At 64.5% G+C, this 14,210-nt stretch carries 12 protein-coding genes and 1 tRNA gene; 9 read left to right on the top strand and 4 right to left on the bottom strand.

Going from position 1 to position 14,210, the window contains the following annotated elements; genetic code table 11:
* Positions 1-199 precede the first annotated feature (199 nt).
* From C8K18_RS13370 to pgi, 3 genes are all read left to right on the top strand, one after another.
* Positions 200-1,507, top strand: a complete 1,308-nt coding sequence (locus tag C8K18_RS13370) for an FAD-dependent oxidoreductase (RefSeq protein ID WP_107707735.1) — start codon at positions 200-202, stop codon at positions 1,505-1,507.
* A 245-nt stretch (positions 1,508-1,752) separates the two neighbouring features.
* On the top strand, positions 1,753-3,339 hold the full coding sequence (locus C8K18_RS13365) for a bifunctional ADP-dependent NAD(P)H-hydrate dehydratase/NAD(P)H-hydrate epimerase (RefSeq protein ID WP_006048951.1): 1,587 nt from the start codon (positions 1,753-1,755) through the stop codon (positions 3,337-3,339).
* Positions 3,340-3,682: 343 nt separating this feature from the next.
* On the top strand, positions 3,683-5,305 hold the full coding sequence (pgi, locus tag C8K18_RS13360) for a glucose-6-phosphate isomerase (RefSeq protein WP_006048950.1): 1,623 nt from the start codon (positions 3,683-3,685) through the stop codon (positions 5,303-5,305).
* 188 nt (positions 5,306-5,493) lie between these two features.
* Here the strand turns inward: pgi and C8K18_RS13355 are convergent, their stop codons facing one another.
* Complete coding sequence (locus C8K18_RS13355) at positions 5,494-6,180, bottom strand: ABC transporter ATP-binding protein (RefSeq protein WP_029968371.1); 687 nt, start codon at positions 6,178-6,180, stop codon at positions 5,494-5,496.
* Here C8K18_RS13355 and C8K18_RS13350 point away from each other — a divergent pair.
* Positions 6,179-6,925, top strand: a complete 747-nt coding sequence (locus C8K18_RS13350) for an arylesterase (protein WP_044020871.1) — start codon at positions 6,179-6,181, stop codon at positions 6,923-6,925. The genes C8K18_RS13355 and C8K18_RS13350 overlap by 2 nt on opposite strands.
* A gap of 116 nt (positions 6,926-7,041) precedes the next feature.
* Complete coding sequence (locus tag C8K18_RS13345; protein ID WP_006048947.1) at positions 7,042-7,383, top strand: hypothetical protein; 342 nt, start codon at positions 7,042-7,044, stop codon at positions 7,381-7,383.
* Positions 7,384-7,571: 188 nt separating this feature from the next.
* Here C8K18_RS13345 and C8K18_RS13340 read toward each other — a convergent pair whose 3' ends face one another.
* Together C8K18_RS13340 and C8K18_RS13335 are read right to left on the bottom strand one after the other, a co-directional pair.
* The gene (locus tag C8K18_RS13340; RefSeq protein ID WP_107707734.1) at positions 7,572-9,512 is read right to left on the bottom strand and encodes a SurA N-terminal domain-containing protein; all 1,941 of its coding nucleotides are present in this window, start codon (positions 9,510-9,512) and stop codon (positions 7,572-7,574) included.
* Between the two features lie 83 nt (positions 9,513-9,595).
* Positions 9,596-9,672 (bottom strand) — tRNA-Asp (locus tag C8K18_RS13335).
* Between the two features lie 244 nt (positions 9,673-9,916).
* On the opposite strand from C8K18_RS13335, the gene C8K18_RS13330 reads away from it, so the two are divergent.
* The 3 genes from C8K18_RS13330 (at position 9,917) to C8K18_RS13320 (ending at position 12,755) form a co-directional block, all read left to right on the top strand.
* Positions 9,917-10,822: a LysR family transcriptional regulator gene (locus C8K18_RS13330; RefSeq protein ID WP_107707733.1), complete on the top strand. Its 906-nt coding sequence runs from the start codon at positions 9,917-9,919 to the stop codon at positions 10,820-10,822.
* A 116-nt stretch (positions 10,823-10,938) separates the two neighbouring features.
* Entirely contained in the window at positions 10,939-11,616 is a 678-nt protein-coding gene (locus tag C8K18_RS13325) for an HAD-IA family hydrolase (protein ID WP_107707732.1), read from the top strand.
* A complete protein-coding gene (locus tag C8K18_RS13320; protein WP_107707731.1) occupies positions 11,613-12,755 on the top strand; it encodes a DSD1 family PLP-dependent enzyme in 1,143 nt (380 codons plus the stop codon). Before C8K18_RS13325 ends, C8K18_RS13320 begins: the two co-directional genes overlap by 4 nt.
* Positions 12,756-12,790: 35 nt before the next feature.
* Here C8K18_RS13320 and C8K18_RS13315 read toward each other — a convergent pair whose 3' ends face one another.
* Positions 12,791-13,294 carry a flavin reductase family protein gene (locus tag C8K18_RS13315; protein ID WP_107707730.1) on the bottom strand — a complete coding sequence of 168 codons (504 nt, stop codon included), beginning with the start codon at positions 13,292-13,294 and terminating at the stop codon, positions 12,791-12,793.
* Between the two features lie 125 nt (positions 13,295-13,419).
* Here C8K18_RS13315 and C8K18_RS13310 point away from each other — a divergent pair, with 125 nt between their 5' ends.
* Positions 13,420-14,202 carry an SDR family NAD(P)-dependent oxidoreductase gene (locus tag C8K18_RS13310; RefSeq protein ID WP_107707814.1) on the top strand — a complete coding sequence of 261 codons (783 nt, stop codon included), beginning with the start codon at positions 13,420-13,422 and terminating at the stop codon, positions 14,200-14,202.
* Positions 14,203-14,210 lie beyond the last annotated feature (8 nt).

The raw sequence follows: 14,210 nt of genomic DNA, 5'->3' as shown, positions 1-14,210 counted from the left end.
GCTCCGGCGCGCCGCGCGCGGTCGTTGACTGCTATCATTCGCCCTTTCATCAGATCGGTGCGAGCAAGGCGTGGCCTTGCGCCGGCCTCACGTCGCGAGCCGCGCCGGACTTCGTTCCGGAAGTCTTGGCTGCGCGCGAGGTGCGGCCGCGCCGCATGTCACGCCTCGGCGCCTCGCCCCGGCAAATCGAATCAGAACAATGGATGTCATCGTCATTGGCGGCGGGATTGCTGGCGTCGCCACCGCTTATCAGCTACGCGCGGCCGGCCACCGGGTATGCGTCGTCGAGCGCCACGCCACCGTCGCGCAGGGCGCCACCTATGGTCACGGCGGCACGGTCCTGCCGACGCCGCTCGACGTCTGGTTCGGCCCGACCTTCATGGCAAGCCGGCAGAACGCGAAAAACGGCGTGATCAGCAAGCCCGGCTTCAGCGGCCCGGCGCGCCAGTTCGTGAAGAAGCTCGCCGCGTTGCAGGAGCCGGACGAGTTCGGTCATCAGTACGAGATGCTGCGGCCGCTCATCGAGTCCTCGCGCGAGGCGATGGCGGACATGGAAGCGCGCTTTGGCTACGAGTTCGAACAGGCAAGCGGCCTGCTCTATCTGGTGCGCTCCGCGCAGGAGTGGCAGCAGTTGCAGCCCGCGCTCGGCCTGCTGGCGCTGCACCACGTGCCGCATCGCGTGCTCACTCCCGCGGAGTGCGCGGCCTATGAGCATTCGGTGCGCACCGAGCCGGAATTCGCGGGCGGCGTGGTGTTCGATCACGAACGAACCGCCAATTGTCCGCTCTTCACCAAGCTCATCAAGCAGACGCTCGACAACCAGGGCGGCGTGCAGTTCATGCTCGGCTGCGAGGTCTCGTCGATCCGCCTCGACGGCCAGCGCGCGGCGGTCGAACTTGCGCCGCGGCCGGGCGAAACTTCCCGTTCGCGCGAAGTCGACGTGATTCACGCGGACGCCGTCGTGGTCGCCGCCGGTCAAGGCAGTCTCGCGCTGCTCGAGCGCCTCGGCTTGCGACTGCCGCTCTATCCGCTGCGCATTCACACGCTGGTCGCACCAATCGCGCATGAGGAGTGCGCGCCGCACGTGGCCATCGTCGATGCGGTCAAGCGCATCACGATCAGCCGCATGAATCACCGTTTGCGGATTGCCGGCGGCGCGGTCCTGCAAGCCGCCAACCAGCTCGACAAGCCGCTTGGCGAGGCGCTGACCAAGGAAGCGCTCGCGCTCCTCGGCCAGGCCACGCATGACTGGATTCCCGGCGCCGCGCGCATCTCGGCGGCCTTGCCGTGGGAAGGCGTCAAGCTGTTGTCGCCGGACGGACTGCCCGTGGTCGGCAATGCGCTGCATCCACGGCTTTTCGTCAATGTGGGGCATGGGCCCGCGGGCTGGGGCCTCGCCTGCGGAGCGGGCAAGCTGGTCGCGGATCTGATCTCGGGCAAGACGCCGGATCTGCCGGCGGAAACGCTCGCCGCGTTGCAGGCCGAGCGGTTCGGGCAAGGGGTTTAAGCGCTGCGCGGGCCGTGGGACGTAGCCACGGTTTTGCGAATGCCGTTCGCGCCCGGCCAGCGCTAGCAGTGCCGCCGGCGCTTTGCATGGCCGCGGACCAGCTCGCCTCATCTCACTTCATCTCGCCTCGTCTCATCTCGCCTGGCCAAACTGCCACGCGGCGCGTCCATCGGCACTACCATAGCGATTCCAGAAGCTCTCGCGCCTGACCCAAGGTGCTCGCCTTGTTCTCGCCCTGCCTCGCCATGACCGATGCCGACCTCACGCCGCCAACGCTGATCCGCCCGCAAAACCGCGCGCTGCCGCTGCTCACGCTGACCGATCTGCGGATCGCCGAAACGCAAGCCGCGGCATCGCTGCCCGCGCACACGCTGATGGACCGCGCCGGCAAGGCGGCCGCCAGCTTCCTGCGCGAACAGATCACGCGCGACACGTCGACGGAAAAATCCCGCCAGCGCGTCTGGCTGATCGCCGGCCCCGGCAACAACGGCGGCGACGCGCTGATTCTCGCGACGCAACTGCACAAGGCGGGCATCGCCACGGAACTGTGCATGCCCGTCGAAGTGAAACCGGACGACGCCCGCTGGGCGCTCGACACGGCGCGCGCGAACGGCGTCTCGATCACCCAGGCGCCGCCTGCTTCGTTCGATGGGTACACGTGGCTTGTCGACGGCATGTTCGGCATTGGCCTCGCGCGCCCACTGGAAGGCGTGTTCGCCGACATCGCGCGCCGGCTTTCGCAGCGCACGCGGGCCCGGCCGCATGGCGGCGGCGTGCTGGCGCTCGACGTGCCGAGCGGCCTCGACAGCGACACCGGCACGATCGTCGGCGATGGCGACGCCGCGGTGCGCGCGACGCACACCGTCACGTTCATCGCCGGGAAGCCGGGTCTTTTCACCGCGCAGGGCCGCGATCTTGCCGGCGCGGTGACGGTCGCGCCGATCGGCATCGACAGCACGGCGCGCGCCTCGGTTCGGCTGAACGCGCCGGAACTGTTCGCGACGTTCCTGCCGCCGCGCGACTTCGCGACCAACAAGGGCACGTTCGGCAGTCTCGCGGTGGTCGGCGGCGACACCGGCATGTGCGGCGCGCCGATTCTGGCATCGCGCGCCGCGCTTTTCTGCGGCGCGGGCAAGGTCCACGTCGCGCTGCTCGGCGCGGGCGCCCCGCCCTACGACCCGCCGCATCCCGAACTGATGCTGCATGCCGTCGACGATCTGCCGCTCGACAAAATGGACGCGCTGGCGGTGGGCTGCGGCATGGGCCACGGCGAGCGCGCCACGCGCGTGCTGCGCGACGTGCTGCAACTCGACGTGCCGAAGCTGCTCGATGCCGACGCGCTCAATCTGATTTCGAACGACGCGGCGTTGGCCGCAGCCGTCACCGCGCGCGGCGTCGAAGGCGATCCGTGCGTGCTCACGCCGCATCCGCTGGAAGCCGCGCGCCTGCTCGGCACCGACGCCGCCGGCGTGCAGCGGGACCGCCTCGGCGCGGCGCGCGCGCTCGCTGCGCGCTTCGCGAGCGTGGTGGTGCTGAAGGGAACGGGCACGGTGATCGCCGCACCCGACGGCCGTCTCACGATCAATCCGACCGGCAATGCCGCGCTCGCGACGGGCGGCACCGGCGACGTGCTCGGCGGCATCATCGGCGCGTTGCTCGCGCAACGCCTGCCGGGCTACGAAGCGGCGCTCGCGGGCGTCTATCTGCACGGACTCGCCGCCGACACGCTCACCGCGCAAGGTCACGGCCCCGCCGGACTGACGGCGGGCGAACTCGCGCCGATGGTGCGCAGCCTGATGAACCGCATGTTCTATCCGTCGACGCAATCATGAGTGATGGCGCGCTGAGCGGCATCGCGCCGCGTGCGGCAAGAGGCGTCCTATACCGGGTGGCTAAAGCCCTGCCGCCTGTCACGCAACGCCGCTATACTGAGTGACTGCGTGACCCACTGTGTAGATAGACCGCGCTAAGCGATTATGTTCGCAGCGTGTCGCATGCAGTGCCTCGCGAATCGCGATGGATTCCACGAACCGCGGCGAAGCGCCGCATGGTGCCGCAGCTTCTGAAATTTCACCACGAACGCGGCCGTGCGGTCTCGCTCTAACAGCATCGTTGCATCATCCCTGGCGGCGCTTCGCGCGCGCCTTTCTTCGTGCCCCTGGTTAGACGGACGCTATGACCCAGAACTCGCTCCCCTCCTGGTCCTCGCTGCAAACGCATTACGAGCAGATTCGCAATGCACACCTGCGCGACTGGTTCGCCCCCGAGAACGATCCCGCGCCCACGCGTGCCGAACGCTTTGCGTTCGCCGGCGGGGGTCTCGCGGCCGACTTTTCGAAGAACCGCATCACCGACGACACGCTGAAGCTGCTCGTGCAACTCGCCCGCGAAGCGGGCGTCGAAAAGCGCCGCGACGCGATGTTCGCGGGCGAAGTCGTCAATCCGACCGAAGGCCGCGCGGCGCTGCATACCGCGCTGCGCGCAAGCAGCCCGAGCGCGCCGTTTCACGCGCAGGTGCAAGCCGAGCGCGCCAAGATGGCCGCGTTCGCCGACCAGGTGCGCAGCGGCGCGTGGACCGGCTACACGGGCAAGCGCATTCGCCACGTGGTGAACATCGGCATCGGCGGCTCGGACCTCGGGCCGAAAATGGTCGTGCACGCGCTGCATCATCTGGCTACGCCCGAGATCGCCATGCACTTCGTGTCGAATGTGGACGGCGCGGATCTCTACAACGTGATGCAGCAGATCGATCCCGAAGAGACGCTCGCCATCATCGTTTCGAAGACCTTCACCACGCTCGAAACCATGACGAACGCGCGCTCGCTGCGCGACTGGTTCATCGAGAAAGGCTGCCCGGAAAACGCGCTCGCGAAGCACTTCGTCGGCGTATCGGCGAACCCTTCGGAAGTGGTCAAGTTCGGCATTGCGCAAGAGAACGTGTTCGAGATGTGGGACTGGGTGGGCGGCCGCTATTCGCTGTGGTCGGCAGTCGGTCTGTCGATCATGATCGCGGTCGGACCGCAGCAGTTCGGCGAGCTGCTCGCGGGCGCCAACGAAATGGACGAACATTTCCGCACCGCGCCGCTCGACAAGAATTTGCCCGTGCTGCTCGGCATGATCGGCATCTGGTATCGCAACTTCTTCGGCTCGCAGAGCTATCTCGTCGCGCCGTATTCGGAAGCGCTGCACTACCTGCCTTCGTATCTTCAGCAACTGGAGATGGAGAGCAACGGCAAGTCGGCGCGTCTGGATGGCGCGATGGTCGACTATCCGACCTCCGCCGTGACGTGGGGCGAGCCGGGCACGAACGGCCAGCATGCGTTCTTCCAGATGCTGCATCAAGGTCCGACCATCGTGCCGATCGACTTCGTCGCCGTGCTGACGCCTGAGCATCCGCTCGTCAACCATCATGCGAAGCTGCTCGCCAACTGCTTCGCGCAAAGCGAAGCGCTGATGCTCGGCCGCACGCTCGAAGAAGCGAAAAAGGTCGCCGGTCCCGACAAGCCGGAGCTCGCGCCGCACCTCGTGTTCCCGGGCAACCGTCCGACCAGCACGCTGATTCTCGATGCGCTCACCGCGCGTTCACTCGGTGCGTTGATCGCGCTGTACGAACACAAGGTGCTGGTGCAGGCGTCGGTGTGGAACATCAATCCGTTCGATCAATGGGGCGTCGAGCTGGGCAAGATTCTCGGCAAGGTGGTTGAAGCGGATCTCACCGCGGCAAGCGTCGATGAAAAGAAACACGATTCGTCGACGTCGGCGTTGATCGCAAGGGCGCGGGCGGCTTTGAAGCGCTGAGATTGGTGCGCTGGTCGAACCGGCGCATTTGCGGTCGGCGTGTTCGATATGCGTTGCGCTGTGTGAAGTAGAAAGCGGGCCTTTAGCGGCCCGCTTTTTTTCGACCTAACGGCATGTGTCGCGCTTACTGGTTGTAGCTCGCTGACGAGCGCGGTCTTAACCGCGCTCGTGTGCCTCCTCCACCCCGCTCACGCCAGACGCCCCGCTTCGATCGTCACTGTCGTATCGCAGCGGCGCGCCAGTTCGACGTCGTGCGTGACGAGAATCAGCGTTGCGCCATTCGCGCGATTCATCTCGAACATCAGGTCGATCACCGCGTGGCCGGTCGCGGCATCGAGACTGCCGGTCGGTTCATCGGCGAAGAGAATGGCCGGGTGCGTGACGAACGCGCGCGCCAGTGCGACGCGTTGCTGTTCGCCGCCCGACAGCAGCTTCGGATAATGACCGGTGCGCTGTCCGAGGCCGACTTGCTCGAGCAGCCGGCGCGCGCGCAGCGCGGCCTCGCGGGTGCCGATACCGCCTTGCAGTTCGAGCGGCAACGTGACGTTTTCGAGCGCGGTCAAATGCGGCATCAACTGGAACGACTGGAACACGAAGCCGACCGAGCCGCTGCGCAATGCCGCGCGCTCGTCTTCGTTCAATGTCGTCAGCTCGCGGCCGAGCAGACGAACCGAGCCGGCGCTCGCGCTGTCCAATCCTGCGAGCAGGCCGAGCAGCGTAGACTTGCCCGACCCGGACGCGCCGACTATCGCGACACTGCTGCCGGCCTGGATAGCCAGGTCGATGTTGTCGAGAATGGTCAGTTCGCCCGTTGCATCCTTAACCTTCTTGCACAAACCCCGCACTTCAATGACTGGATCAGTTTTGTTTAGCATGGTGAAGCGTAGGTTGAAAGTGCGCGCCATCAGGCGTTGCGCCAACGCCATTATTCCGGCAACGAGCTCAGTGGTAATCGGCTCGGTCGTATTGGCCGCGGCCTTGCTATCGGCGAGTTTCGCGGTTCGCGCGGCTAATGTACCCAACGCAGCCAACGCACCGAATGCGCCCGAAGCGGCCAGGCCGGTGATCGTCGTATTGGGCGACAGCATCTCCGCCGAATACGGCCTGCCCCGCGATACGGGCTGGGTTGCGTTGCTGCGCCAGCGCCTGACCGAAGAGCGAATCGATTATAGCGTTGCCAACGCGAGCATCAGCGGCGACACGACAAGCGGCGGACGAGCCCGCTTGCCGGCGCTCATGCAGCGTTTGAAGCCAAGCATTGTGATCGTGGAACTGGGTGCGAACGACGCGTTGCGCGGCGTGCCGCTCGCCACGACCGAAGCGAACCTGCGCACGATCATCGAAGAGGCGCAGCAAGGTCACGCGAAGGTCGTGCTCGTGGGCATGTACGTGCCGCCTAACTACGGCCCCGACTATACGCAAAAGTTCCACGGCATCTATGGCCAGCTCGCGAAGCAACTGCGCGTGCCGCTCGTGCCGTTTCTGCTCGCCGGCATTGCCGACAAGCCCGATATGTTCCAGGCGGACCAGATTCATCCGACGCAGCAGGCACAGCCAGTGCTACTGAACAACGTGTGGCCTGCTGTGAAGCCACTCCTTCGTGCAAGTTCGCCGCGCTAGGCAGGCGGCTAGCAACTTGTGTCCGACATCACGGGAACACGGATCGGCGCGCTCTATCTCACGCTTCGCAATCCCGTGTACCCGGCTCGATTCTGAGCGACTTCTGAGGAGATAACGTGAAATACCTACCGTTAATCGCTTTGACCGTGGCAATTTCTGCCTGCGCCGCTCAACCGCCGGCTGGCGTCCAATCCGTTGGACAAAGCCAGCAACCGCCGAAGGCCGTGGCGACCTGCATCGCGCAAAAGTGGGCGGACGGCTCGCAGCAGCAGGTGGTGTCGCAAGACACGCTCGCTAACGATCAGGCCGTCGACGTGTATGTGCCTGGCCAGCAGCCGCCGAACGGCGCGGCCGCTGTCGTGCGTCCTTCATACTCCGGCAAGGGTTCGTGGGTCGGCTTCCGCGCAAACGGCGCAGCAGGCAGCGACGCCACCGGCGCGATCAGTTCGTGCCTGTAATCGCGAGGCGCTGACCAGCGCCAGGATCGTTCGACGAGCGCTCAGTTGTCGAATGAAGCTTGTCGAATGAATAGTGTCGCGAAATGCAAAAAGCCCCGCGGTTGCGGGGCTTTTTGCATTTGCGTGCTGCTGACTAGCAGGCTGCAACCGGGCTACAACGAGGCGGCAACGACGCTGCAACGCGAGCCTTACTGGTCGCTCGCCTGCGCGTTGCCGCTGCTTTCGAGCGAGCCGTACAGCTTCACCTTCGAGCGGGCGCGCAGTGCCTCGACATAGGCCTCGGCTTCCGACTGCGATTGCACCTGCGCGATCTGCTGCTGAGCCGCAGCCAGACGCTGCGGGTCCACCGCCCCACCCGTCACGACCGCGTTCACCCGATAGATCGCGTAACCATCGTCGCCGAGATCGACGCCTACGTAGGCGGGCAACTTTTGCGCGTCCGCCTTGTAGATCGCGCTCAAGGCCGCCGGAGGCATGCCTTGCGCGTCGTTGCGCGACACTTTCAGCGGCGACGAGAAACCCGTGGTCGCCTTCGACTTCTCGAACTCCGCGAGCTTTGCGATGCCGTCCTTATGCGCGGCTTCGTTCGACTGGGCCGCGATGACCTTCTGACGCACGGTGTCCTTGATCGCGTCGAGCGCCGGCACGGCCGCGGCCTTGTAGTCGGTGACGCGCGCCGCGATCAGCGTGTTGCCGCCGACGTCGATTGCCTGCGTGTTGTTGCGCGCATTGACCGAGTCGTTCGCGAACACGGCGGCGAGGAACTTCGCGTTGTTCAGCGGGCTGTCGGGCGGCAGCTTCGGATCGGGCTGCGGCGTGACAGTGGCCGTCTGCAACTGAAGCTTGTACTTGTCGGCGGCCGGTTGCAGGCTCTTCGCCTTCTCATAGACGATGGACGTGAAACCTTCCGAGTCGTCGCTGAACGCCTTGCTGGCGAGTTGGGTCTTCAGGTCGCGCGCGATCTGATCTTTCACTTCGTCGAACGGCTTGGTAGCGGCCGGCTTCACGTCCGTCACCTTGACGATGTGATAGCCGAAGTCCGTTTGCACGATGCCGCTGACCTCGTCCTTCTTGAGCGCGAACACCGCGTCGTCGAACGCCTTGCCGCCCGCGATCATGCCGCGGCCAAAGTAACCGAGATCGCCGCCCTTCGCCGCCGAGCCGGGGTCTTGCGAGTTCTGTTGCGCGATCTGAGCGAATTGATCAGGATGCGCCTTGATCTGTGCGAGCAACTCGTCGGCCTTCTGCTTCGCCTTGGCCTTGTCCGCCGCGCTCGCGTCTTTCGGCGCTGCGATCAGGATATGGCTCGCGCGCACCTGGCCTTCAGTGCGGTAGTGCGCGATGTTGTCGTCGTAGTATTTTTTCAGCTCGGCGTCGCCGGGCTGCACCGACGCGGCGACCGTGGCCGGCGACATCACCAGATACTGGATGGTTGCCGTGGCCGGCGTCGCGAAATCGTTGCGATGCGCGTCGTAATAGGCTTGCAACTGCGCGTCGGTAGGCTGCACCTTCGCGGCATAGTCGCGCGGATGGAACGCGATGCCCTGCACTTCGCGCTGCTGCTCGGCGAGTTCGGTCAAATGCTGCGCGAGCGTTTTCGACGTGAAGGCGCTGCCCTGAATGGCGGCGGGCAACTGCTGCGTGGCGATGCTGTAGCGCACGCGCTCGTCGTACTGATCGGGCGTCATGCCCTGCATGGCGAGCAACTGCTTGTAACGGTCGACGTCGATCGAGCCGTCCGGATTTTTCAGCGACGAGATGACCGGATCGTTCAGCAGCACGCGGCGCACGGCGTCGTCGGACGCGGTGAGGTGCAGGCGCTGCGTTTCATCGGCCAGCACGCGTTGTTCGATCAGGCCGTCGAGCATCTGGCTGCGACGCTCCGGCGTGTCGAACGCCTTGATGTCGAACTGCGCGCCGAGCATCTGCCGCGCGCGGTCGAGCTGCTGACGCATCGCGTTGTCGTACTCTGCCCGCGTGATCTTGTGACCGTTGACGCTCGCGACGTTTGCGCTTTCGTCAAAGAAGCCGCGAAAGCCCTGAATGCCCACAAAACCCAGCCCCGGCACAATGACGAGGATGAGCATGAACATCATCAGGCGTTTGTGATTACGGAAAAAATCGAGCATGCGTGAGTGCCAAAAACAGAACGCCCGATCTTACAACAGCGGGCAATAAAAAAGGCGAACCGGAGTTCGCCTTTCAAGGATACTGGCGGAGTGGACGGGACTCGAACCCGCGACCCCCGGCGTGACAGGCCGGTATTCTAACCGACTGAACTACCACTCCTTCTACTACACACTTCTGCCTCTTCGCTGCGCTTCTTCTTGCAAGCTGCAGCTTGCCGGGACTGCCCAAATTGCGGCGAAATCGCGGCAAAAAATGAATTGTAGCTGAAGGCGCCGCGTGTCCGCAACTTTTGCGTCCCAGGGTTCGGGCGGCTCCCGATGCGATTCAGGCAAGGTTCGGCGCGTACCTGAGCGGTCCGGCTCACAATCCAATCTCCGTCACTGATCCAGTTAGCGTCACCCAAATGACCGATACCGCCGATATCCGCTTCCTCCTTACCATCCAGCAGAACGGAAGCCTGATCGCCGCCTCGCGCAAGCTCGGCCTCACCGCTTCGGCCGTAACGCAGCGCCTGCAACAGATCGAAAAGAAGCTCGGCAGCAGGCTCGTCGAAAGAACCGCGCGCAAGCTGACCTTTACCGAAGAAGGCACGCTGCTCTGCCTGCGCGGTGCGGAACTGATCGAGCAACTCGACACGCTGCTGGAAGATCTGCGGATTCATCATGGAGGACTGGTCGGCACATTGAAGGTCAATGCGCCGCTCGGTTTCGGCCGGCGCTACCTCGCACCGGTCATTGCCGATTTCCAGCAGGAAAACCCCGACGTCGATGTCGCGCTCACACTATCCGACCAGCCGCTCACCGAAGCGGCGGACCGGTTCGACGTCGTGGTTCACATCGGTGAGTTGCGCGCATCCAATCTTGTCGGCCATACGATCGCACCCAATGCGCGGTTCGTCTGCGCATCCCCTGCTTTCGTGAAGCGTTTCGGCAATCCCGAGCAGCCTGACGACCTCGCGGGACTGCCGTGCATCGTCCTTCGCGAAAATCAGGAAGACGTGTCGCTGTGGCATTTCAGCAAAGGCAAAACCGGCCGCAGCGTCCGCGTGACGTCGAAACTGAGCTGCAACGACGGCGACGTGATCCGCCGATGGGCGTGCGAGGGGCGAGGCATCATTCTGCGTTCCGAGTGGGATGTCGCGGACGATATCCGGCAAGGCCGGCTGGTGAGGCTGCTGCCCGGCTGGAAAGCACCGGATGCCCACGTGATCGCGCTGACTCACAACCGTTCAGGCTTGCCGAGAAGAACCCGGAATTTCATGCAGTATCTGCAGGCGCGCTTCAAGCCGCTTCCGCCGTGGCGCGTTTGAGCGCGCATCGCATGTTCATATTTTTTGAATCATTGAGTTAGCGCAGCTAAATTCACAGCGGGCTGCTGAAACCTATAATCGAATCGTCCCTGGATTCCGATTGGTTATCAACGTCCATGTCCGCGAAAGATTCCTCACCTCAACCCGGCTATCCGAAAGCCGTCCTGTTCGACCTGTTGACCGCCCTGCTCGATTCGTGGACGCTCTGGAATCGTTGCGCCGGCTCCGAACAGGCAGGCAGAGCGTGGCGCGCGGAGTACCTGCGCCTCACCTACGGCTGCGGCCAATACGTCGAGTACGAAACGTTGGTCAAGCGCGCGGCGCAATACGTCGGCCTTCCCGACTCCGCGCCGCAAGCGCTCGAGGACAACTGGCTCGAGCTGACGCCGTGGGAAGGCGCATTGGCTGCGCTGCAACAGCTACAACCTCACTGCAAGCTCGCAGTGGTCACCAATTGTTCGGCACGACTCGGCCGGCACGCCGCATCGATTCTGCCCGTGCAATGGGACGTGGTCGTGACAGCGGAAGAAGCCGGTGCCTACAAGCCCGACCCTCGTCCCTATCAGTTGGCGCTCGACGCGCTGAACGTGTTGCCTCACGAAGCGGCATTCGTCGCGGGCTCGAGCTACGACATGTTTGGTACGGCTGCCGTCGGCTTGCGGACGTACTGGCATAACCGGATCGGCCTGCCGCTCGTCGCCGGCGCACAGCGGCCGGAAATCGAATCGCCGGCACTCGATTCCCTCGCCGCCTGGGCGAGCCATTTCGCGCCGAACAACCCGCAAACATCATGACACTGGATTCACAGGAAACGCCCGCGGCCATCGTCGATGTCCGCAAGATGAAAAAGAATATCGCCGCGATGCAGGAGCGGATGAACGCGCTCGGCGTGAAATTCCGCCCGCACGTGAAGACATCGAAATGCGTCGAGGTGGCACAGGCGCAGATCGCCGCCGGGGCTCGGGGCATCACCGTTTCCACGCTGAAAGAGGCGGAAAGTTTTTTCGCGGCCGGCATCGTCGATATTCTTTATGCGGTCAGTATCGTTCCGTCGAAGCTGCCTAGAGTCATGGCGCTGCGGAAGCGGGGATGCGATCTGAAGATCGTCGTCGACAATGCCAGCGCCGCGCTCGGCATCGTGGAGTTCTGCAAAACAGCGGGCGAATCGCTGGAAGTGTGGATCGAAGTGGATACCGACGGCCATCGCTCCGGCCTCAAGCCCGACGAAGATGCGTTGCTGGAAATCGGCCGCATTCTGCACGCGGGCGCGATCAAGGTCGGCGGCGTGTTGACGCATGCCGGTTCGAGCTACGAATTGAATACGCCCGAAGCGTTGGCGGCGCTCGCTGAACAGGAACGCGCCGGCTGCGTGCGCGCCGCGCAACGCCTGCGCGCGGCCGGCATTCCGTGCGAGAGCGTGAGCGTCGGCTCCACGCCGACGGCGCTCGCCGCACGCAGCCTCGAAGGCGTCACCGAAGTGCGTGCCGGCGTCTACGCATTCTTCGATCTCGTGATGCATAACGTCGGTGTGTGCGCGATCGACGATATCGCGCTGAGCGTGCTGACCACGGTGATCGGCCATCAGGAGGACAAATCGTGGGTGATCGTCGACGCGGGCTGGATGGCCATGAGCCGTGACCGCGGCACGTCGAAGCAGTCACGCGATTTCGGCTATGGACTGCCGTGCACGCTCGACGGCACTCCGCTCGACGGCTATCTGATGATCGGCGCAAACCAGGAGCACGGCATCCTTGCACCGGCCGATGCCGGCCACGCTCCTGATCACGGCGATCTGAAGGCCCGCTTTCCGATCGGCAGCCGGCTGCGCATCCTGCCCAATCACGCGTGTGCAACGGGCGCGCAGTTCCCCGAATATCACGCGCTGCAAGCAACGGGAGAACTCGCCGTGTGGAGCCGCCTGCATGGCTGGTGAAACTCGCGGACCTGCTTGTGAGCCCGCGCCCGCGGCTAGCCAAACTCGTCCGGATAAAGCGCCGCGCTGCCGTCGAGATTGCCGGTTTGCGCGTAGATCAACGGCTCGCCGTCGCGGCGAACTATCGCTCCATCAACGACACGGCCGATGACCAGGCGATGATCCCCCGCCTCGACGTCGTTCGCCACTTCGCACTCGAAGTGCGCGAGCGCCTCGAGGAGCAAGGGCGCACCCGTTCGGCCCGGTTGCCACGACACGGACGCGAGTTTGTCGACGGTGCGGCCCGACTGCGTGCCGAAGTGTTCCGCGAGCGGCTGCTGGTCCGCACTCAACACGTTGATGGCGAAGACCTGGCCGCTTCGCAGCAGTTTGTACGACTCGTGATCCGTGCCGATCGTGATCGCGACGAGCAACGGCGAAAACGAAACCTGCATGATCGAACTGGCGGTGAACGCGTTGCGTCGATTACCATCCGCAACGCCGACGACATACACGCCGGCCGTCAAATGCCTGAAAAGTTCTGCGATGCGCTCGCTCATCGTGGACTCCTCTTAAGTGCGAAGAAGCGTGTTTCATCATAGCGCCGCTCATGCGTTGCGGCTCGCGCATCGGCTGGAACGCGGCTTGCGGCGCGAAGGTGTTTTACAGCGATCTTCATTTCATCATGAAAGACTCTTTCATCTACAACCGGTTCAGTTCAAAAGTGGTCGTCGTGACAGGCGCCGGGTCCGGGATCGGCGAAGGTGCGGTGCGGCGCTTTGCCGGAGAAGGCGCGTCGGTCGTGTTGGCCGGACGCACTCGCGAGAAGCTCGAGCGGGTGGCGCGCGACCTCGACGCTCAACGCACGCTCGTTCACCCCTGCGATGTCTCCAGTTACGAGGCCGCCGAGCAACTGATGGCCGCGGCAATCGCGCGCTTCGGCCGTATCGACGTGCTCGTCAATAACGCAGGAATCGCGCCGACTGGCCGCATCGACGAAGCCTCGCTCGACGACTGGCGCGCGATCATGTCGACCGATCTCGACGGTGTTTTCTATTGCAGCCGCGCGGCGATTCGTCATTTGATCGACGCGCGCGGCTCGATCGTGAACGTGTCGTCGGTGTCCGGGCTGGGCGGCGATTGGGGCATGAGTTTCTACAACGCGGCCAAGGGCGCGGTCACCAATTTCACGCGGGCGCTTGCCCTGGATCACGGCCGCGACGGCGTGCGAGTCAACGCGGTCTGTCCAAGCCTCACCGCGACCGACCTCACGCAAGACATGCTCGGCGACGAAAAGCTGATGGCAAAGTTTCGCGAGCGCATTCCACTCGGCCGCGCAGCCGAGCCCGCTGACATCGCGGCGGTCATCGCTTTTCTCGCCAGCGACGACGCGCGTTTTGTGACCGGCGTGAATCTGCCCGTCGACGGCGGTCTGAGCGCGTCGAACGGCCAGCCGCCGCAAGCGTGAGCGCGACG

The sequence above is a fragment of the Paraburkholderia sp. GV068 genome, assembly GCF_003058125.1.
Taxonomy (GTDB): domain Bacteria; phylum Pseudomonadota; class Gammaproteobacteria; order Burkholderiales; family Burkholderiaceae; genus Paraburkholderia; species Paraburkholderia graminis.
Note: the sequence above shows the minus strand (reverse complement) of the source record. Positions and strands in the feature narration are given on the sequence as shown.